A 19,749-nucleotide genomic window follows, 5' to 3' on the forward strand; every position below is an offset into this window, starting at 1 on the left:
TGTTAGAAATCGGCGGGTTGTTTACACTTCAGTGTTAAAATAATTTTCTAAAACTTCATAAGGCGTTAAACCATTAATACCCTTATGAGGTTTTACTGTGTTGTAATAGTTCAAAAATCGTTTTAGCTTCTTTTTCCGATCATCTGAACTGATAAACTCCTCCTGATTATGCCACATTTCCATGAGTGTTCGAATGACTCTTTCTGCTTTTCCATTCGTTTGAGGGCAAGCTGGCTTTGTAAACTTTTGATTAATCTTATGTGTTAGACACATTTCGACAAAGGCATGTTCTGATGTACCTTTATACTCACGACCATTATCCGAATAGGTGCATTCTACAGTATAGGGACACTGTTCTAACAGATCCCATCGAAGAAATTCAGCAGCACTAAACTGTGATTTATCAGGATAAATACCGGCATAAAGTTCTCTTGAAAAATCATCAATTCCTACAAATAAATACTCTCTAGTGCGATTTTTAAGATCTCCTTTTAAAAGAGGGAGCCGTTTAGTATCCACATGGACCATCTCGCCAGGATAGTTTTTGTTATAACGTTTAGCCCTCTTTTTAAGTTTCTCTTCAATAGATTTTTCAATCTTTGCAAGACGTTTAATGCCGTACTTAATTGTTCTATAACGTTCATTTTTACTAGCTAATGGCACAAACAAGTTCAATCTACCTTGTTTTAGTACTTTATAGATCGTAGGTCTGCTTACCATAAAACGCTCAGCTAGATAGGTTACGGTAAATTTTTCTTGATGATGTAATCGCCAAATCTCTTCTCGATGAAACGGCGTTAATTTTGTTTTTCGATGGATATTCATAACAGTATTTTCTCCTAATACTGTAAACAACGCGATAAAATCCTACAGCTAATGATACAAAGTTATCTTTATAACGTATAACGCTATTGAGGACGAGTCCGCCAAAAATAAAAAGCGCCCCTAAGATTTAGGAGCGCTTTTTTTGATAATTGCGATTGATAGCCTAGTTGATTCTGTTTAAGAAACGCTATATCAAAAAACGAACAATATAGCGTATGAATCAAACCAGATTGCATGATGCCGGATAGAATGATTCTTGTTCTTCTCATAACCGATGCGCCGGCAATCTGATTGAGCCACTTTTAAACCAATTTAACTAGAAATTATATAGATTACTTATCAATCTCCACTAAAAGATCATCTGCTTCAACGACATCCCCTTTCACTACTAATATCCTCTCAATAGCACCTGAGCTTTCTGCGCGAAGGGTTGTCTCCATCTTCATAGCTTCAAGTGTCACTATCGCATCACCCTCTTTAACAATATCACCCACTTTGACATGGATAGTTCCCACAACCCCCGGCATCATTGCCGCAACTTGGTAAGGATTTCCTTTTTCACGTTTTTCACGAAGAGGAAGATCTTTTACTAGATCATTCTTTTGAATAGAAAATGCCCGTGTTTCTCCATTTAACTCAAAAAAGACATTACAGTGCCCTGTCTGATCTGGCAAAGAGATCGCTAAAAGCTTAATTAAAAGATCCTTTCCATGATCAAGCTCAACTGTATGATAAGTATCTTTTTCTGGCCCATAGAAATAGATCTTAGAAGGGATATTTGAAACATTCCCATATTTTTCTTGATGCGCTTTAAAGCCCTTAAAGACGGCTGGATACATCAAATGAGAAGCTAAATCCTCATCACTAATCGTCAATCCTAAATAGCTCTCTAGATTCTCCTTTTCAGCCACAAGATCTACGGGTGGTAGATGCGCTCCTGGTCTTCCTTCTATTGGCTTATCATCCTTTAAAACTTTTGCAGTGATATCTGCCGGGAATCCGCCTTCCGGAATTCCAAGCTCTCCTTTAAGAAGCCCAACCACCGATTGTGGAAAGGCAATTTCACGCGCAGGATCTAATACATCTTTTGCCGTAATATCTTGCGTGACCATCATCAGCGCCATATCTCCAACGACTTTAGAGCTTGGCGTCACTTTCACAATATCCCCTAATAACTGATTCACCTCGGCATAAGCTTTTGAAACCTCTTTCCAACGAGGCTCTAAGCCCATGGATCTTGCTTGCTCACGAAGGTTGGTATATTGCCCGCCCGGCATTTCATGATTATAGACATCAGAAGTCCCTGAACGCATCGTTGCTTCAAAAGGTGCGTAAATTGAGCGAACACCTTCAAAGTAAGTAGAGATCTCATTCATAGCATCAAGGTCAATTTGTGAAGCACGTTCAGTGCCTTTAAGCGCATGAATAATCGAACCCATTGGCGGCTGACTAGTCAATCCTGATAAGCTATCGATCGCCGTATCTACAGCATCAACGCCGGCATCAATTGCGGCTAATACAGTCGCTGCTGAAATTCCTGATGTATCATGCGTATGGAAATGAATGGGGAGCGAGACTTCATTTTTAAGTGCTGTCACTAAAGCTTTAGCCGCTTCAGGACGACATACTCCCGCCATATCTTTAATACCAATAATATGTGCCCCTGCTTTTTCTAGTGCTTTTGCTAATTTCACATAATAACTAAGCTGATATTTAGGGCGTTTTGCATCAAAAATGTCTGCGGTATAACAGATCGTTCCTTCACAGAGCTTATTCGCTTCAAGCACGCTATCAATAGATACGCGCATATTATCGATAATATTAAGTGAGTCAAAGACTCTAAAGAGATCAATCCCTTTTTCAGCGGCTTGTTTTACAAAATATTGAATCACATTATCAGGGTAGCTCGTATAACCTACCCCATTAACCCCACGAAGCAACATTTGAAAGAGTGTGCCAGGAATGAGCTGACGAAGCTTGACTAATCTCTCCCATGGATCTTCATTTAAAAATCGCATCGAAACATCAAATGTAGCGCCGCCCCAACATTCAATCGAAAAGAGCTCCGGCATTAATGCTTCATAAAAAGGCGCGATTTGCCAAAGATCATGAGAGCGCATTCTCGTTGCAAATAGGGATTGATGAGCATCTCGCATAGAGGTATCGGTAATTAAAACCTCTTTTTGTTCCCGCATCCAATTGGCAAAATTTTTCGGGCCTAACTCTAATAAACGGGTTCTGGAACCTTTTGTTTCTTTTTTGTAGTCTTTTTGAAGTTTTGGTAAAACAGGTGTAATAAAGTGCTTAGGAAGATCTCTTCCTTCCAATTCTGGATTACCATTAACCGCAACATCCCCTAAAAACTTTAAGATAAGGTTTGATCGATCTTGGCGCTCTCTTAGATGAAAAAGCTCCGGATTCTCATCAATAAATTTTGTAGTATATTCACCGGCAATAAACTTAGGATGATTAATCACATTTTCAACAAAGGAGAGATTCGTTGAAACGCCGCGAATACGGAACTCTCGAAGTGCGCGGTCCATACGATCAATCGCCTCAAGCGGTGTATTCCCCCATGTTGTCACCTTCACTAATAGAGAATCATAATAAGGGGAGATCACTGCTCCTGAATAAGCCGTTCCGCCATCTAAACGAATCCCAAATCCTGCAGGCGAGCGATAAGCAATAATCGTGCCTGTTCCCGGCATAAAGTTATTTGCCGGATCTTCCGTAGTCACACGGCATTGCAGTGCGCTGCCTTTAAGATGAATCTGATCTTGAAGAGGAACTTCCACATCCTTAGAGCCAATAACGCCCCCTTCTGCGATCTGGATTTGCGCTTTGACGATATCAATTCCCGTAACTTCTTCCGTCACGGTATGCTCTACCTGAATGCGAGGATTGACTTCAATAAAGTAAAACTGCTCGGTATCAGCGTCCATTAAGAACTCAACCGTTCCGGCATTACTATATTGTACGGCACGTCCTAATTTTAAAGCACTCTCACAGATCTCTTCTCGCTTTTCTTGCGATAAATAAGGGGCTGGCGCACGCTCAACAACCTTTTGATGGCGGCGTTGCACAGAACAATCTCGCTCCCAAAGGTGCACAATATTGCCATGAGTATCTCCTAAAAGCTGCACTTCCACATGGCGTGCCTTTTGAATTAATTTCTCAAAATAGACTTCATCATTGCCAAATGCCGCTAAAGACTCTCCGCGCGCCTCTCTGACAGAATCCATTAACTGTAACTCATCATAAATCGCGCGCATTCCTCGCCCACCACCGCCCCAACTTGCTTTGAGCATGACAGGGTAACCAATTTCTTTGGCGATTTTTTTAATAGATTCTTCATCTCTTGGCAGAGGATCTGATGCCGGCATTACCGGTACACCTGCGGCAATAGCGGCATTTCTAGCAGCAACTTTATTCCCTAAAGTATTTAAAACATCAAAAGAGGGGCCGATAAAAATAATCCCATTATCCCTGCACGCTTTGGCAAAATCAGGATTTTCTGCTAAAAAACCATATCCTGGGTGAATCGCATCGGTATTGGTCTCTTTGGCAATGCGAATAATATCAGCGATATCTAAATACGCTTCTAAAGGCTGTTTTCCTCGTCCTACCACATAACTCTCATCTGCATTAAATCGATGCGCTGCTCTACGATCTTGCTCAGCATAGATCCCTACGGTATTAATACCTAACTCAGCGGCGGCCCTGATAATACGAATCGCAATCTCAGAACGGTTGGCGACGAGAATTTTTTTGATCTTCTTCGGTGAATCTAAAGACATGGAACTTCCTCCGGTAATGATTTTATAGTTAAAGTTACTCTATCGGCATCTATTGATCTTTGTCTAGATAAAACTACACAAACACTACAAAGATACATCAACCTCAGAAAGATTCATAATGTTTTATCGCTCATTTACTGACAAATATAGATAGCATATTGATCCTATGGCGTAATCTTCAACTTTATCTCTTCATTAAAGTGGTGAGCACCTTCATCATTTCATAAGAAAACATTATATTTACTATTTAAAGGCTGCATTTTCAATCCCTCATCAAATCGGTTTAAGAAAAACAGACCTTAAACAAGCTGGCACGGAATTTTACAAAAAACACGAAACATTCCCTCTAGCGCTGCATCAATCTATCAAAGTACGTATTAAACAGTACTTGCAAGATGCCGGATAGAATCTATTTCACTATAAAGTAGCGTTTCTTAAAACGAATCGACGATATTTAGCAGCTTGATGAAATAATAAAAAAATCCTCTTCAAGAAAAAATCTTAGAAGAGGATTGAATAAAGTATCTATTTTTATAATAGATCACTGATACTCCCATCAATGATATAAATATCAGCCGATGATTTCAGGCCGCATTAGTTTAAATGGGCAATGGGCGTGCGATTAACGACCTCTTTTTGTGTGAAAGCGCTGACTACAATTAATGTAGCAATATTAAAGATCACGGCAATAATGCCAGGATTAATCGCATAAATACTGATCTTGCCAAAGTACAGGATAAATACCACGATAATTCCCACAACGATTCCTGCCATAATCCCTTTTGCCGTTGCGCGTTTGAAGAAGATAATTGCAAAGATCCCCGGCACAATCTGACTAAATCCGCCATAGGCTGTGCTAATTAAATTTAACATCAAACTTGGCAATGCAACTGTAATAATCATAGAGATCACAAGATAGATCAAAACGCTTGTTTGAGAATAACGGCGCTGAGATCTCTCTGGCACATTAGGAATAATATTACGAACAATTAATCCGGCAACGGCTAACGAAATTACAGAGAGAAGTAAGAATCCAGATAATGCAGCACCTGCGGCAATAAAGCCAATTACCCATGAAGGCAAGAGGTCAATCGCTGTGACAATAAAGGTATGATTAGGCTTATCTGATAGATGTGGCAGATAAATCATCGCATAGTAAGATGTCGCAATTAAAAATGGGAACATCAGCATATAAAGAGGCATAAAGCGCTGCGCTTTTTGAATTGTTTTCTCTGATTTACTGGTAAATACAACGGTAATTAGATGAGGTAAGCAATAAAACGTGATCGATTGCAAAATAATGGTGGAGATTGCAAAGTTAATCTCAGAACCATTTTGGAATTTCAAAATCGCACCTTTAGCTTTAGCACCTAAAAATAGGGGCTCCACACCGCCAACTTTTTGATATACGGCAATTCCCACCACAACGATCGCGGCAAAAAGAATAATATCTTTAAAAATAGAAATCAGCGCTGGAGAGCGTACTCCTGAAACAGAGATATAGATATAAGCAATAGCGCCGGCAATCACCACACCGATATAAGGAGGAATATCGTAACCTAATGCATTAAGCGTAACAATTAACCCTTCAAATTGAAGCTGCGCCCATGGGACTAAGAACATCAATAACACCACCGCCACTACTAACTCTAAACTACGGCTAGAAAAGTGCTCTTTAAAAATATCAGCGGCTGTTAATGCATTATACTGATGTCCAGCACGCCAAATCAGCGGGGAGATAAAATATCCAAAGGAGTAAGAGAGGACGATATAGGCTAAAAACCAGATTCCATAACTAAAGCCGCCGGCATAAACACCGCCGGGAAAACCAATAATCGTCCCTATTCCATAAATTTCCCCCACCGCTAAGAAAAAGAGAATCATGACACTAAAGGATCTTCCGCCTACTAAGTAATCGCCAACACTCTGCTTATTCGATTGCTTACCGGCATAAAAGGCGATTCCTAAGGTAAAGAGAATAATCGCTGCAAAAATGATAATGGATATAGACATATTACTTCCCCTCTTTTGCGCTACGCGCATCATCTTTATCGAATAACATCCATGCCAGTGATAAGCAGATAGTTGTTAAAAAGAACCAAAGAAAAATCCAAAAATAGAGAATGGGGAATCCAAACACCATTTTTTCTGAAAATCTAAAGAAGTAAATACCACCAAATATCCCTAGATAGGGAATTACAACACTGAGAATAAAGCTATAAAGCTTACCTTTAGCCATACGAATCCTCCCGGAAGGTTTTGCAATAAGATGCAATTTGTCATTATTCTTTTTTTAATATTTTTATATGATCAACTTAAAACTGGACTGACCAGTGTGTTTTCATATTTCATTATTTTCCAAATGAAGTCAAATAATCTTCAACCCTAAAAAGATTCCCTGTAGCAAAAGCTATGCCAATTAGTATTTTCTATCCCCTATTTCGATTGATATCGTGCAGTTATTCAGTATTTATCTTATAATTTGCTCGAAACACCTGATATTAAGTATCTGCATGGACTTGCATGCTTTAAAAGTGAAGGCATTTTATGAATTTATTTGAATCATCTAAAGAGAAAAAACTCTATCAACAAGTTGCAAGCACCCTCGCAAAACAGATTCAGCAGAAAGAATATCTGCCAGGAGAACGTTTACCATCAGAGAGAACGCTTGCTGAAAAGCTTGATATTAGCAGAGCTACCGTACGGGAAGCGATTATTGCTTTAGAGATTTTGGGCTTTGTTGAGATTCGCATGGGCGCGGGAATTTATGTTGTAGAATCCCCCACGATTCATAGTGATATCAGTATTGAATCATCCACTAAAAATGAGATTACCCCCAACGAACTGATCGAAATCAGGCTCTTAGTAGAACCTGAATTTGCAGAGCTAGCCACGCAAAATGCAACGCAAGAAGACTTAGAAGACTTTCGAAAATTACAAGCGGCAACAGAGCGTATCAATAGTCTGCAAGATCATTACTATTTTGATAAAAAATTTCACCTTCTTATTGCAGAAGCAACCAAAAACCCGCTGGCACGCAATATTATGAAACAGATCTGGGAGAGCGCTGAACAGAGCGTGATGCCCACAAACTTCAATAAGCATTATGTCACTAAACACTCTTGGGATATCTCCGTTTACGAGCATAAAGAGATCATTAATGCCATTTTATTACGAGATAAAAAACTTGCTCGACATGCGATGTATAGCCACTTAACAGGAGTTTTACTTCGCCTTCGCTAAATCTTTTCAAAACAAAAGTTGCTTATTTTTAAAATTATTGCCAACATCATAGTGGTCTGACCAGAATGTGATTTTGGATAATGGAGAAAATAATGATGAAAAGAAATGGCGGAAAAATCTTAATGCAGCAATTAGCCAACCATGGCGTTAAAAGAATCTTCATGGTCCCTGGTGAAAGCTATCTTCCTTGTATCGATGCCCTCAATGATTTTAAAACCATTGACCCCATTGTCTGCCGCCAAGAGAGTGGCGCTGCTTATATGGCAGAAGCTTACGGTAAGATGACAGGTGAGCCTGGCATCTGCTTTGTTACTCGCGGCCCTGGCGCAACTAATGCGAGCATCGGTGTGCATACTGCCTTTCAAGATTCCACACCAATGATCCTCTTTGTCGGACAAGTTGGTAATGATATCTACGATAAAGAAGCATTCCAAGAGATCGACTATGTCAGCATGTTCTCTAAGGTGGCAAAATGGGTGGTACAAATTAACCAAACGGAGCGAATTCCTGAATATATCTCCCGCGCCTTTCATATTGCAACAAGCGGCAGACCAGGTCCTGTTGTAATTGCATTGCCGGAAGATGTCCTATGGGGAGAAGCTGAGATTCAAGATATTACTCGATATGTTCCGGTTAAATCTTATCCCCATCCACAAGACCTCGAAAAATTCCAAACACTTCTTGAAGAAGCTAAAAACCCGCTCATGATCATCGGTGGTAGCCGCTGGTCAAAAGAGGCTGTTACACAGATTCAAGATTTTGCGAAAAAATTTGAGATCCCTGTGACTTGCTCATGGCGTAGGCTTGAATGTTTTGATCATCATCACCCGAACTTTGCCGGACATATGGGCTGGGGCATGAGTGAAGAGCTTCGTCATAATATTAAAAATGCAGATCTTGTCATCGCTCTAGGCACACGCTTAGGGGAAGAAACAACAGAGATCTACACGGCAATTGAGAGCCCTTCCCCTAAGCAAAAACTCATTCATATCCATCCTTCCCCAAGTGAATTAAATAGCGTCTATGATGCCGAGCTTTCAATTGCTGCGTCTGTTAAAGACTTTGCAATGGCAGCATCGACCTTAACGCCAACTAAAGCCCTTTCTCGAGAAGCGTGGGTGACAAAGCTTCGTAATGAACACTTAGCCACCTTAAAGCCATTAGCTAGTAATGGTGCAATGAGCCTTGATACACTCTCAAGCCAAATGAATGAATTATTACCTGAAGATTTCTGCATTACTGTCGGCGCTGGTAACTACGCCCTGTATCCGCATCGATACATTCAATTTAATGGTCTAGGATCAAGTCTTGCACCGACAGTTGGATCAATGGGCTACGGCTTACCTGCAGCCATCTCTTGCAAGCTTGAAAACCCTGATAAAACGGTTGTTTGCTACGCCGGCGATGGATGCTTTCAGATGAATCTTCAAGAACTTGGCGTTGCCCTACAATATAACCTTGGCATTGTCATATTAGTCTTTAATAATGGCATTTGGGGAACGATCCGCTCTCACCAGGAACGAGAATTCCCAGGAAGACCTATCGCCCTTGATTTTATGAACCCCAACTTTGCAAAACTTTGCGAAAGCTATGAAGGTTATGGCGAGATCGTCGATAAAACTGAAGACTTTAAAGCTGCCTTTGAAAGAGCCTTAGCCTTTGCCAACGAGCATCATCGCCCGGCTTTACTGGAGATTCGCTACGATTCTAATAATATTGCCCCTGGTGAAACCTTAATGGGGATTCGCGAAAAATCTCTCGACGCTCATAAAGCCTAAAACAAGCAGTACCCATCTCCTATTCTCCACCTTCTATAGGAGATGGTTAAAAGCGAGGTATCTCCCAATACCTCGCTTTTTTTATCCCTTTTTTAAAGCGCTTTAAAAAGAGGTCAAACTATTACTGAAGAGAAAAATCTACCGCTTTAAGGGCATGAAGATGGGTTGTATCAAATGTTGGTATAGTGAACTTCACATCTCCAATTAGCATAGTGATCTCTGTACAGCCTAAAATCACCCCTTGAGCGCCTTGTGCAATAAGCTTTTCAACAATTTCACAATAAGTTCTTTTCGAGCTCTCTAAAATCATCCCTCGGCAAAGTTCTTGATAGATAATCTCATGAACTACTTTACGATCTCTCTCATCTGGAATCATGACTGATATCCCCATCTCTTCTAAACGGGATTTATAAAATTCCTGCTCCATCGTAAAAGCAGTTCCTAAGAGCGCAACATTAGTAATATTCTCCGCTAAGATCGCTTCCCCTGTTGCTTTGGCAACATGGATAAAAGGTATAGAAATAGCATCTTCTATCTCTTTCGCTAATTTATGCATCGTATTGGTGCAAAGTACAACGCAATCAGCCCCAGCGCTTTCAAGCGCCTTTGCTTCATCTGCTAAAACCTTGGCGGCTAAATCCCAATCTCCTTGGCTTTGCATCTTCTCGATCTCTGCAAAATCAACGCTTGTCACAATCATTTTGGCAGAATGTAATCCCCCTAATCGTTTTTGTACTTCACGATTAATCCATTGGTAATAAAGCGCCGTTGACTCCCAGCTCATGCCACCGATTAAACCAATTTTTTTCATAATATCCTCTTTTTTTGTTGTCGTACTAAAGATATATACTGTTCATCCCCATGTCACAAGCTCTGTTTAAACAATTTTTAGTTATAGAAAACCCGTTTAAAAGCCACTGAATCAAATTGACGGCGCATCTGTTATAAGAAGCGCAAAAGCTGTTCTAGCCGGCATCTGGCAAGCTAGCTTAATGTAAATGCTGTACTATTTTACTTTTAAAGCCATTTTTGTTAATCCTATTTTACGATATAAAAATTGCCATAATAAAAGCCCCAATATCTCAAAATGATCTTGGGGCTTTTATAACCAAATAGTGATAAGGTTCTACCAATCTTTTGGCTCATAATTGAGATCTTCAAAGAGCTTATCTTTCTCTTTTTTCGTCAGGTAACGCCATTCACCAACCGGCATTCTGCCAAGCTCGATATTCATAATGCGTAATCTTTTAAGCTCAGTGACCGTATAACCTAAAGTCTCTGCCATACGGCGAATTTGGCGGTTTAAGCCTTGCATCAAAATAATATTAAACTGATGACTTGAGATCTGTTTAACTTGGCAAGGAAGGGTTGTTGTCCCCAAAATATTGACGCCAGCGGACATTTTTTCGACAAACTCATCAGTAATAGGACGATCAACTGTCACGATATACTCTTTTTCATGCTTATTTTCAGAGCGAAGAATCTCGTTAACAATATCCCCATCATCGGTCATTAAAATAAGTCCTTCAGAATCTTTATCTAAACGCCCCACATGAAAGATCCGCGTTGGATAACGCATGAAATCCACGATATTCCCTTTTACCGCTTTTTCTGTCGTACTTGTAATACCTACGGGTTTGTTCAGCGCGATATAAACATAACTCTGCGCACTTGCTGCATGGATTTGCGCACCATCAACAAGCACTTTATCGCCCCGCTCAACTTGGTCGCCAACTTTTGCTTTTCGACCATTAATTCTTACTCGCCCTTCTTCTATTAATTTATCCGCACCACGTCTTGATGCTCGGCCAGAGTCACTAATAAATTTGTTTAATCGCATGCGCATCTTTGCTTGTTCCTTTATTTTGAAAACTTACCGCTTCAACCTTTTATGATAATCCCCCTAATCTATCAGATTCACACTAATAAATCTTATTGATCGCTTAAGGATTCCTTATAGATTTCTTATGGATGTCATAACTTCTTAATCTTTACGAAATTTCAATTTAAAAACAATTCATTGCCTAAAACTAGGAGCTTGTTAAAATCATGTCATTCAACTATCAACACCTGAGTATTATCGATAACTTTAATATGACTTTCTATCAAACATGACAACCACTCAATCTAAAAGACTTTCTCCAAAAATGTTCAACATTCTTACAAAGATGATGTTGCTATTTTTTGTCATGATTGTGATTTTTATGCCGGCATTTACGCCAGAAGCGCATCTTAGAGGTGGATTATTCTTCAAAGTGAGAGCGACAAATCTTCACTGTAGACTTGAATATGAGCAATACACCTTAATAGATACAAGAAATTACGTTGAAGCGCCGGCATTAACTTCCTTTGGTTATGGCATTGATGCAGGCACAATTTTTACCGTAGGAAATAACACCATTACGTTAATTGTCGAGCCTGTGGAGACTCCCCAAAAGCCTCTTATCACAGATCGTTATTGTGAAATTGGCTTATCGCTTTATGTGGAAGATACTTTTAATGATGCCTATTATGATCTTCCTTTTAATGTTGCTTTTGATGATAATGGTCAGCCTTACTCACTAGATAAAGGCGAAATGGATTCCCCCAATATTGAAACAGATCCTAGAAATGAAATTTCCATAAACTATCATGAAGATGACCCTGAAATCATAGAATCCATCACATTACAAAAGCATGTTAATATTCAATTTTAATCAAAAAACACCAATCTTCTAAATAACATTCGCATTAATGTAGGTAATTATTCATTTAGTTCTACTGCAATGCTAAAATGGGCTATCCATATCATCATAAGCTATGGTTTGTTAGCTTTATACTCTGCAGATTTCCTATAACGCTTCACTTTCCGGAAACAGTTCTATAACTAACCCCGCATCGATTTTTTGTAATTTTAGAGGGAATATGAAATATCTACTATCTAGTATCATTCTTACCCTTATAGCGATTATGCAAAATGCCTATGCAAAATGTGAGATCGTTTCAGGCGATGCGGGTCAAAATGAGTATTATTTTAGATGGGAACAAAATGCGCCTTCAACAACAGAAGTATTAATTTTCACAGTAAAATGCACGGGCACAACAGGAACACTCATCACGCTTAGAAGCTCCCTTGATCCATTTTTAGTCTCCGATATTAAAAAATTAAGCAATGAAATAAAGGCGAGTGAAAAAAACTTACAAGTCAGCTTACAAATAACGCAAATAGAAGGCAATACCTACCCCGGCGGAAAATATACCTGGGACTTTGTAAATGATCGGTTTATCGCTGATGGCTCTACTGCCACATCTACTTTTGTACGCGAGAAAGGAACTTATCGTATCATTATTGAAAATAATAATGCGGTGCTAACAGGTTCAGGAAAAACATCAAATCGCTGGAACTTCTCATCACAAAGCTTAATATCATTTACAGATAATGGCGTGGTTCTTCCATTTCGCTTTCGATTACAATTTTCAGAAGACATCAACCCTTGTAAAATTGATGCCTTTCAAATCAAAACCCTTCCAAGCGATACGATCTCCTTTGGTTCCTTAGATTTAGCTCGCTTAAACTCAGGGCAAAAATTTCCCCAGCCCTTTTCTATTGAAGTCTCCCGAAGACCTGAAAGCGAATGCAAAGATCTCATACAACCCAAAATCACCTTTTATTCCGACCATCCTCGCAAAAATCCTGAGGAGCTCATGATCGATAATAGCGGTCTCTTACTAATGATTAGAGATCATAGTAATCAGCCAATTCCTTATGATAATAAACAACTTTTAGGGACTTTAAATGTTGGCGAAAAAAAGTTTAGTGCAAATTACAAAGCAGAAATCAGAAAAGATCCTGATAATCCCGTAAAAATTGGGGAGTTCAGCGCAATCGTTCGCTATATCGTTGAGATGAAGTAAAACTGCTTTAAGTTAATTATCCCAATCACACTATTTTTTGTAAGAGTGATCCTTTCCCAGCCTCAAAAAGAACTTCTGCAAAAGCGCCATTGATAAGCGAAAATTGCGGAGGAATGTGCCCGATATCAACATCATAGATAACAGGAATCTCAAGATCGGAGAATATCTTATGAAGAGCTTCTTCATAGCTTAAATACACAGGATCTGTCACTTTTTCTGCAGCATTTCTGCCTAATAAAATGCCGGAGATATTACTAAACCAACCTTTCATTTTTAAGCTCAGTAGCGCTCTTGTTAACGTGCACGGCGGCATCTCTACATTTTCTAAATAGAGGATGATGCCCTGCTTTTGATGAGTTTGATAAAATTTGGGGAGATCGGCATATTGCGTGCCGGCAAGCCAAGCAAGTGTATCTAAACATCCACCAATGAGAACTCCACTAAAATGGCATTGCTGCAGCAAATTATTCAATACTTTCCACTCTGTTTTGGCAGTTAGATTAAATCCGCCATTCTCTGCAAAACTATTTGTCGTTGTTTCTTGGTAAAAACTAGAGGAACTCTGCTCTATTACGTGATGCTCTGAATTACCAGAACCTTCCAATACTTCCCAAATTTTTTGAGTTGTTTCATCTAAAATCTCTGGTGATAACTCCATTAAATTAGGGCCATGAAGCGTTTTCCAGCCTGAAATAGTGGTTAAAGACACATGCAAAGTACTTAAATCTGAGTAACCTGAGATCCACTTTGCGGGCACTCCTTTAAGCTTTTCAAAATCTAATAGTGGCAAAATCTCCATCGCAAGCTCGCCGCCCCAAGGCGGCAAAATCGCTTTAATCGTAGGATCTAATAAAAAATCCATTAACTCTTTCGCCCTTAAAGCTGATGAAGCACTTTGATTTTTATATTCTTCACGAAGACAAATCCCTTCCACCACCTCATACCCTCTTTGCTTAAGCTTAAAAATCGCTTGATCAAGCCGAGTATGAAGGGATTTTGGGACACCAGATGATGGCGCTGTAATCGCTATTTTATCGCCTTTTTTTAAAGGTAAAGGAGATTGAAGCTTAAACGTCTCTTGAGTCTGCTTCATCGTGAAGTTTTCATTTTATCAATTTTATATTTGTCATGAAGTGCCTAGCCCCACAGTAACAAATATTTCGAACACTAATAAAACTTTTTCTTAGTGATAAAATAAACAAAACTCATCACAGAGATAATATAGAGCGTTAATACCCCAAAAGAGACTAATAAAAACTCATTAACAGGAATCATCTGATCAATATGGCTAAAGAGCCAATCAAATAAGGCAAAAAGTGCTGTAGTGATAATCCCTAAACAGAACCCAATATAGATAATCGTGGGGATTTCTAAACGTTTAAGCGCCATTTTTTGAGATAACGCTAATGAGAATAATACCGTAAAGATAGCACCATTGACAATTAACATCGTGTCATACTCATTCATATTAAACGATGAGAAGCCCCGTGAAAGATAGAGATCAAACAAGAGGTAATAGACCGCAATAATTACAAAATAAAGTGGGATAAAGTTTGCAAAGGACCAATATCTTGCGGACTTCACAACATCTCCTTCAAATCGATCCAGATAACTTCCTGATGATTTAAAAAGTAGCCATAAACCGGTCATATAGACAATTAAGTTAATTATTGCGCCAATGATATTCCCTAAAAAGTAGTAGACTAAGTAATATCCTGAATGATTTAAAAAGTTAAAAGCTGACTGGACAAAAATAAGTACCAAAACCTCTAAAATTAGCACAGTGAAAAATATGACAATACTATTTTTCACGCTAAAAATAGAGACTCTAAAATGGTAGGCAAACATCAAAATGGCAGAAAATTTTGCCCCCGCCCGTAAAAGCTGTTCAAAGAGCAAAATCAGTAGTGCAGATAAATCAGCGCTCCAGGCACCCCATGCAATCACAATATTAATTTTTAAAAACTTTAGAAAAAAGCTAACCAGTAAAACGCCCACTGCACCTATTAATGGCAATGCATACAGTGAAAACTTCTGTGAAAACGGTCTTTCAACCTGATCGTTAAACATGAAAACATTTTCCTCTACTAATCTTTTCATCATCTGTATAAATCACATCAATGATCTACTAAAGACAATGATGTATCCCCCTATTTTATAGTCTATCGGGGGGCTTTAGTAGCAATTCACGCCATAATTTACATTTCTCTATTTTGACTAGAAAAATTCTCCTTTAAAATCAGATTACAATAAAAAAGTTAACAATCGTTATCTTTTTTATTGACTTTTGAATCTACATTGTCTATTATCAAACAAATAAAGTTAACTAACGTTTACTTACTAATAAGGAACAATATCATGACAGATAAAAGACGCCCGATTAAAAGCCGCTCTAACCCATTAATGATTCGGTTGGCTAAATCACTTTCACAAAAAAATATTACCCCCAATCAGATCTCCCTTTTTAGTATCGTGCCGGCATTTATCACGATGCTTGCTTTAGCCTTTTGGCAAGTATCTCCCCAGTTATGGGTGCAGATTCTACTTTTAGCCGTAGCTATGATTGGGATTCAACTCCGCCTTCTTTGTAATCTTATTGATGGCATGGTCGCAATCGAAGGGGGTAAAGTCACGCCAGCTGGCGAGCTCTTTAATGAAGTTCCTGATCGTGTCAGTGATACTTTTTTCTTTATTGGCCTTGGGTTAAGTCTCATTGCCCCCTTTAGCTCTGATAATTCCTTTGGATTAGTATTAGGATTATTAGCCTCTCTCTTTGCCGCATTCACCGCTTATATTCGTGTTTTAGGGGTATCGATGGGAGCTCCAGCATTCTTCTCAGGCCCTTTTGCAAAGCAGCATCGTATGGCGTTAATGAGCGCTTCACTCTTTGCTACTATGATCGGCCGATTCTTCTCACTTACCACAGAGTTTCTCTGGATTGCGATGATCGTGATTATTATCGGCAGTTTCTTCACTGCAATAAGACGACTACTACAGATCTATCATTTTAAAAATGATGAAAATAGAGACAATATTGACTTATAAAAGCATAAAAAACTTCGCTCTAAATCCATTTTTAGCGCATGATATCTCCTATTACATGACATTTAGTCAGTCGCAATCATCTCTTTAAGGAGTTGAAAATGTTTAACATTCCAAGTCACGCCTTCACAATGGGGCTCTCCCTGATGATTCTTTTAATCATCGCAAGCATCATTGTCTTTTTGAAAGTAAAACAAAATCCTAAAAAAGATTATCAAGAACTCGTACTTCGTACTCGCTCTTGGTGGTGGATGATTGCCATTATCTTAGGCGCTCTCTTTTTGGGTGCTAAAGCTACCACTATCCTTTTTGCCTTTATCAGCTTTTTAGCACTTAAAGAGTTCTACTCGATAACGCCCCTTCGCACCGTTGATCGCCGCTTAGTCTTTTGGGCATATCTTGCGATTCCTATTCAGTTTTACTTTGCCTACATTCAGTGGTTTGGCATGTTTATTATCTTTATCCCGGTCTATATGTTTCTCTTTTTACCCTTTAGATCTGTCATGATTGGAGAAACAAAAGGGTTTATACGAGCCAATGCCGTCATTCAATGGAGTTTAATGCTCTGCGTATTTGGTTTTAGTCATATTGCTTATTTAGCCAATATTGATCGCATTAATATCAATGCCGGATTTTCTGGGCTGATTCTCTATCTACTTTTTATGACGCAATTTAATGATGTTAGCCAATATGTCTCTGGGAAATGTTTTGGAAAACGTAAAATTATCCCTAAAGTAAGCCCGAATAAAACTTGGGGCGGATTTCTTGGGGGATTTATAGTCACCACAATTTTATCAGCCTTTTTAGCCCCTTATTTAACGATCTTAACCATGGAGCAAGGCATCATTGCCGGAATGCTCATCGCTGTTTCCGGTTTTGTGGGCGATGTTGTTCTCTCTTCTGTTAAACGTGATCTTCAAATTAAAGATAGTGGCACTTTAATTCCAGGGCATGGCGGCATTTTAGATCGTGTTGATAGCTTAATGTACTCAACCCCTATCTTCTTCCATTACTTCTATTACATTACAGGAGCCTAATCATGAACGATAAGCCTCAAAAAAAACCACGCATTAAGTGGATTAAGCTCCTCTTTTTTGCGCTGATCGTCAAACCGCTAGTCTTAATTGGTTTAGGTTTAAATATTATTAATCGCCCTAAACTTCCTAAAGAGGGGGCGGCAGTTATTGTGGCAAATCATACCAGCCACTTAGACACACTTGTCTTAATGAGCCTTTATCCGCTTTCAGTCATCAATAATATTCGCCCCGTTGCGGCGGCTGATTACTTTATGAAAAATCGTTACATGCGCTGGTTCTCCACGAGATGTATCGATATTATTCCTATTGATAGACAAGTGATGAAAGCACCCGATCAGCTCTTTGCTGAGTGCCATCAAGCGCTGAATAATCAAGAGATCTTAATTATCTTTCCTGAAGGAACAAGATCCATTACTGAAGAGCGGGATTTTAAGCTAAAGCGCGGGATTCATATTCTCATCTCTAAATATCCAGATATTCCTGTGATTCCCGTTATATTAAGAGGATTAGGAAAAGCGCTTCCTAAAGGTGAAGCGCTCTTTGTCCCTTTTAATTCTGATGTGATTATTGGCGATCCTTTAGCGTATGATGAAAATGCTAAAACATACTTACAAACATTAGAAAACCAATACCATCAGCTTTTAACACAAGCATTAACACATCCCAATGAGTTTTAATGGCTTATGATTATTGCTCATGACCTTTAAGATCTCATGATGGTTGAGATCTTAAAACCATGCATTAACGTAGTTCTAGATGACAATAACTAGCATTTTGCGCCGCACTACTATTTGGTAAATTGGCACATTTCAATGTTTGTGGATTTTTACCAATATAATTTAATACCGAATCACCGCTATTAATCAACAACTTGCCTTGATAACGATCTGCTCTGTCATGCCCTTTTAAAGAGACATTACCAACGGCTATTGCTGCTAAACGCTGTTTTAAGATCGAAGCTGGTAATTCAGTACCTTGATAATCTTGTGATTTAAGCCATGCTTGCGCCTCTTCACGATTAGTAGTCGTTTGTCCTTTTGTTTTTGCTTCTGCCATCGCATAAAACTCTAAAACCCAGCCATTACTATTTTGATTAACAAGATTATAAGGATTGGCGACAGCGCTATATTCACGCTCAAAAACCCGCTTTCTTGCATTAGGATCTTGAAGTAATTGCTTTAAATGAGCTTGGATTTGCTTTGAAGGAATGACATACCCAAAAGTAAGCTCAGTGCTATTTTTAAGCTTAAGATTAGCCATTACGGGTTGTACAAAATTCCCTAAACCTTCTTGATATAATCCGCCTAAACTAGAAGGACATTCATTCAAAAGATGGTAAACTTGCCAGTTATTACGCTCTTTTACCATAAATGCAGCATGAGAGTAACGAATCCCATATTTATCTAAATCTTGTCCACTTCTTGCTAAAATAATGACATCATTATTTAGGCGATTAAGCGCTGCTTCGAGATCTTTTCCTAGCACAAATGTTTGTTGCATTTCAATCGGGGTAAGCTCCGTAGCACCACAGCTATTTTCTGCCACCACTGTACTACAAGCGCCTAGCAATAATGCCATTCCTACAACTAATAACAACTTACATCTTTCAATAATTTGCCCCATTTTTAGAGCGCCTTGTTGTGTAAAATTGTTGCGTCTTTCTTATTCACAAAAAGGTATTTCGCATCGCCATTCACATAGAGCATTTGCTCCCCTTTCTCTCCTGCCTCAAGTTTAATTCTATCCTCAGCCGTGATTTTCACACGATCTTTCGCTTCTTTGGGGAGTTTTAATTGCACAGGATTCCCCTTTTCATCTTTCGCTTGAAGATAAACAAACTCATCATCCTTAGCACTACTTGCTCGAGATGATCGGCTACTACCTTGAGCAGATTGAATCGGGATTACTACAGGACTGGCAGAAACCGCAACCAACACAAATGAAGTCATGATTGTTGATGATTCACTATTGGTTAAATGCTGAGCAGATACCATTGTTGGGACTTGCGCTAAAGAAATAATAGACACTGCTAACAGGCTCATTTTAAACTTTTTAGAAAAAATCATTAATAATCCCTCGTTAATAAAAATATTATTATTTCAGTATAATCTTATTGCGGCGACAATCCTATTT

General features: G+C 38.9%; 17 protein-coding genes. 7 read left to right on the forward strand and 10 right to left on the reverse strand.

From position 1 onward, the window contains the following. Positions 1-21: 21 nt before the first annotated feature. The 4 genes from MMG00_RS07035 to MMG00_RS07050 all read right to left on the reverse strand — a co-directional run bounded on the left by MMG00_RS07035 (position 22) and on the right by MMG00_RS07050 (position 6,861). Positions 22-825 carry an integrase core domain-containing protein gene (locus MMG00_RS07035; protein WP_242153261.1) on the reverse strand — a complete coding sequence of 268 codons (804 nt, stop codon included), beginning with the start codon at positions 823-825 and terminating at the stop codon, positions 22-24. Between the two features lie 332 nt (positions 826-1,157). Next, positions 1,158-4,622, reverse strand: coding sequence for a pyruvate carboxylase (locus tag MMG00_RS07040; RefSeq protein WP_242146811.1), 3,465 nt, complete (start codon positions 4,620-4,622; stop codon positions 1,158-1,160). Positions 4,623-5,216: 594 nt separating this feature from the next. Beyond that, complete coding sequence (locus tag MMG00_RS07045; RefSeq protein WP_242146813.1) at positions 5,217-6,635, reverse strand: sodium:solute symporter family protein; 1,419 nt, start codon at positions 6,633-6,635, stop codon at positions 5,217-5,219. Position 6,636: 1 nt separating this feature from the next. Next, a complete protein-coding gene (locus MMG00_RS07050) occupies positions 6,637-6,861 on the reverse strand; it encodes a DUF3311 domain-containing protein (RefSeq protein WP_242146815.1) in 225 nt (74 codons plus the stop codon). A gap of 308 nt (positions 6,862-7,169) precedes the next feature. Between MMG00_RS07050 and MMG00_RS07055 the strand changes: the two genes are divergently transcribed. Continuing rightward, positions 7,170-7,865 (forward strand): FadR/GntR family transcriptional regulator, encoded by a 696-nt coding sequence (locus MMG00_RS07055; RefSeq protein WP_242146817.1) that lies wholly within the window; start codon positions 7,170-7,172, stop codon positions 7,863-7,865. A 92-nt stretch (positions 7,866-7,957) separates the two neighbouring features. Next, the gene (locus MMG00_RS07060) at positions 7,958-9,643 is read left to right on the forward strand and encodes a thiamine pyrophosphate-binding protein (RefSeq protein ID WP_242146819.1); all 1,686 of its coding nucleotides are present in this window, start codon (positions 7,958-7,960) and stop codon (positions 9,641-9,643) included. Between the two features lie 121 nt (positions 9,644-9,764). Here the strand turns inward: MMG00_RS07060 and MMG00_RS07065 are convergent, their stop codons facing one another. Both MMG00_RS07065 and rluF read right to left on the reverse strand, forming a co-directional pair. After that, the gene (locus tag MMG00_RS07065; protein WP_242146821.1) at positions 9,765-10,454 is read right to left on the reverse strand and encodes an aspartate/glutamate racemase family protein; all 690 of its coding nucleotides are present in this window, start codon (positions 10,452-10,454) and stop codon (positions 9,765-9,767) included. A 315-nt stretch (positions 10,455-10,769) separates the two neighbouring features. Continuing rightward, entirely contained in the window at positions 10,770-11,483 is a 714-nt protein-coding gene (gene rluF / locus MMG00_RS07070; RefSeq protein ID WP_242153374.1) for a 23S rRNA pseudouridine(2604) synthase RluF, read from the reverse strand. 307 nt (positions 11,484-11,790) lie between these two features. Here rluF and MMG00_RS07075 point away from each other — a divergent pair, with 307 nt between their 5' ends. Both MMG00_RS07075 and MMG00_RS07080 read left to right on the forward strand, forming a co-directional pair. Continuing rightward, on the forward strand, positions 11,791-12,339 hold the full coding sequence (locus tag MMG00_RS07075; RefSeq protein WP_242146823.1) for a hypothetical protein: 549 nt from the start codon (positions 11,791-11,793) through the stop codon (positions 12,337-12,339). Positions 12,340-12,547: 208 nt separating this feature from the next. Beyond that, positions 12,548-13,537: a hypothetical protein gene (locus MMG00_RS07080; RefSeq protein ID WP_242146826.1), complete on the forward strand. Its 990-nt coding sequence runs from the start codon at positions 12,548-12,550 to the stop codon at positions 13,535-13,537. Between the two features lie 25 nt (positions 13,538-13,562). Here the strand turns inward: MMG00_RS07080 and MMG00_RS07085 are convergent, their stop codons facing one another. Continuing rightward, positions 13,563-14,630, reverse strand: a complete 1,068-nt coding sequence (locus tag MMG00_RS07085; RefSeq protein WP_242146828.1) for a S66 family peptidase — start codon at positions 14,628-14,630, stop codon at positions 13,563-13,565. Between the two features lie 74 nt (positions 14,631-14,704). Then, positions 14,705-15,607, reverse strand: coding sequence for a hypothetical protein (locus MMG00_RS07090; protein WP_242146830.1), 903 nt, complete (start codon positions 15,605-15,607; stop codon positions 14,705-14,707). Positions 15,608-15,895: 288 nt separating this feature from the next. Here MMG00_RS07090 and MMG00_RS07095 point away from each other — a divergent pair, with 288 nt between their 5' ends. The 3 genes from MMG00_RS07095 (at position 15,896) to MMG00_RS07105 (ending at position 18,293) form a co-directional block, all read left to right on the forward strand. After that, a complete protein-coding gene (locus tag MMG00_RS07095) occupies positions 15,896-16,582 on the forward strand; it encodes a CDP-alcohol phosphatidyltransferase family protein (RefSeq protein ID WP_242146832.1) in 687 nt (228 codons plus the stop codon). Between the two features lie 98 nt (positions 16,583-16,680). Further along, positions 16,681-17,616 carry a phosphatidate cytidylyltransferase gene (locus MMG00_RS07100; protein ID WP_242146834.1) on the forward strand — a complete coding sequence of 312 codons (936 nt, stop codon included), beginning with the start codon at positions 16,681-16,683 and terminating at the stop codon, positions 17,614-17,616. A gap of 2 nt (positions 17,617-17,618) precedes the next feature. Then, positions 17,619-18,293 (forward strand): lysophospholipid acyltransferase family protein, encoded by a 675-nt coding sequence (locus MMG00_RS07105; RefSeq protein WP_242146836.1) that lies wholly within the window; start codon positions 17,619-17,621, stop codon positions 18,291-18,293. Positions 18,294-18,357: 64 nt separating this feature from the next. Here the strand turns inward: MMG00_RS07105 and MMG00_RS07110 are convergent, their stop codons facing one another. Together MMG00_RS07110 and MMG00_RS07115 are read right to left on the reverse strand one after the other, a co-directional pair. Further along, on the reverse strand, positions 18,358-19,239 hold the full coding sequence (locus MMG00_RS07110) for a DUF2145 domain-containing protein (protein ID WP_242146838.1): 882 nt from the start codon (positions 19,237-19,239) through the stop codon (positions 18,358-18,360). A gap of 2 nt (positions 19,240-19,241) precedes the next feature. After that, positions 19,242-19,658 (reverse strand): hypothetical protein, encoded by a 417-nt coding sequence (locus tag MMG00_RS07115; RefSeq protein WP_242146840.1) that lies wholly within the window; start codon positions 19,656-19,658, stop codon positions 19,242-19,244. Positions 19,659-19,749: the final 91 nt, after the last annotated feature.

This window comes from Ignatzschineria rhizosphaerae (assembly GCF_022655595.1).
GTDB classification, from domain to species: domain Bacteria; phylum Pseudomonadota; class Gammaproteobacteria; order Cardiobacteriales; family Wohlfahrtiimonadaceae; genus Ignatzschineria; species Ignatzschineria rhizosphaerae.

What these genes read in the sequence shown, in the direction of transcription:
- MMG00_RS07095 (WP_242146832.1), top strand. Translation starts at nt 15,896, where the DNA reads ATGACAGATAAAAGACGCCCGATTAAAAGCCGCTCTAACCCATTAATG.
- MMG00_RS07035 (WP_242153261.1), bottom strand. Translation starts at nt 825, where the DNA reads ATGAATATCCATCGAAAAACAAAATTAACGCCGTTTCATCGAGAAGAG.
- MMG00_RS07085 (WP_242146828.1), bottom strand. Translation starts at nt 14,630, where the DNA reads ATGAAGCAGACTCAAGAGACGTTTAAGCTTCAATCTCCTTTACCTTTA.
- MMG00_RS07060 (WP_242146819.1), top strand. Translation starts at nt 7,958, where the DNA reads ATGATGAAAAGAAATGGCGGAAAAATCTTAATGCAGCAATTAGCCAAC.
- MMG00_RS07075 (WP_242146823.1), top strand. Translation starts at nt 11,791, where the DNA reads ATGTTCAACATTCTTACAAAGATGATGTTGCTATTTTTTGTCATGATT.
- MMG00_RS07110 (WP_242146838.1), bottom strand. Translation starts at nt 19,239, where the DNA reads ATGGGGCAAATTATTGAAAGATGTAAGTTGTTATTAGTTGTAGGAATG.
- MMG00_RS07040 (WP_242146811.1), bottom strand. Translation starts at nt 4,622, where the DNA reads ATGTCTTTAGATTCACCGAAGAAGATCAAAAAAATTCTCGTCGCCAAC.
- MMG00_RS07045 (WP_242146813.1), bottom strand. Translation starts at nt 6,635, where the DNA reads ATGTCTATATCCATTATCATTTTTGCAGCGATTATTCTCTTTACCTTA.
- MMG00_RS07080 (WP_242146826.1), top strand. Translation starts at nt 12,548, where the DNA reads ATGAAATATCTACTATCTAGTATCATTCTTACCCTTATAGCGATTATG.
- MMG00_RS07050 (WP_242146815.1), bottom strand. Translation starts at nt 6,861, where the DNA reads ATGGCTAAAGGTAAGCTTTATAGCTTTATTCTCAGTGTTGTAATTCCC.
- MMG00_RS07115 (WP_242146840.1), bottom strand. Translation starts at nt 19,658, where the DNA reads ATGAGCCTGTTAGCAGTGTCTATTATTTCTTTAGCGCAAGTCCCAACA.
- MMG00_RS07065 (WP_242146821.1), bottom strand. Translation starts at nt 10,454, where the DNA reads ATGAAAAAAATTGGTTTAATCGGTGGCATGAGCTGGGAGTCAACGGCG.
- rluF (WP_242153374.1), bottom strand. Translation starts at nt 11,483, where the DNA reads ATGCGATTAAACAAATTTATTAGTGACTCTGGCCGAGCATCAAGACGT.
- MMG00_RS07055 (WP_242146817.1), top strand. Translation starts at nt 7,170, where the DNA reads ATGAATTTATTTGAATCATCTAAAGAGAAAAAACTCTATCAACAAGTT.
- MMG00_RS07100 (WP_242146834.1), top strand. Translation starts at nt 16,681, where the DNA reads ATGTTTAACATTCCAAGTCACGCCTTCACAATGGGGCTCTCCCTGATG.
- MMG00_RS07105 (WP_242146836.1), top strand. Translation starts at nt 17,619, where the DNA reads ATGAACGATAAGCCTCAAAAAAAACCACGCATTAAGTGGATTAAGCTC.
- MMG00_RS07090 (WP_242146830.1), bottom strand. Translation starts at nt 15,607, where the DNA reads ATGTTTAACGATCAGGTTGAAAGACCGTTTTCACAGAAGTTTTCACTG.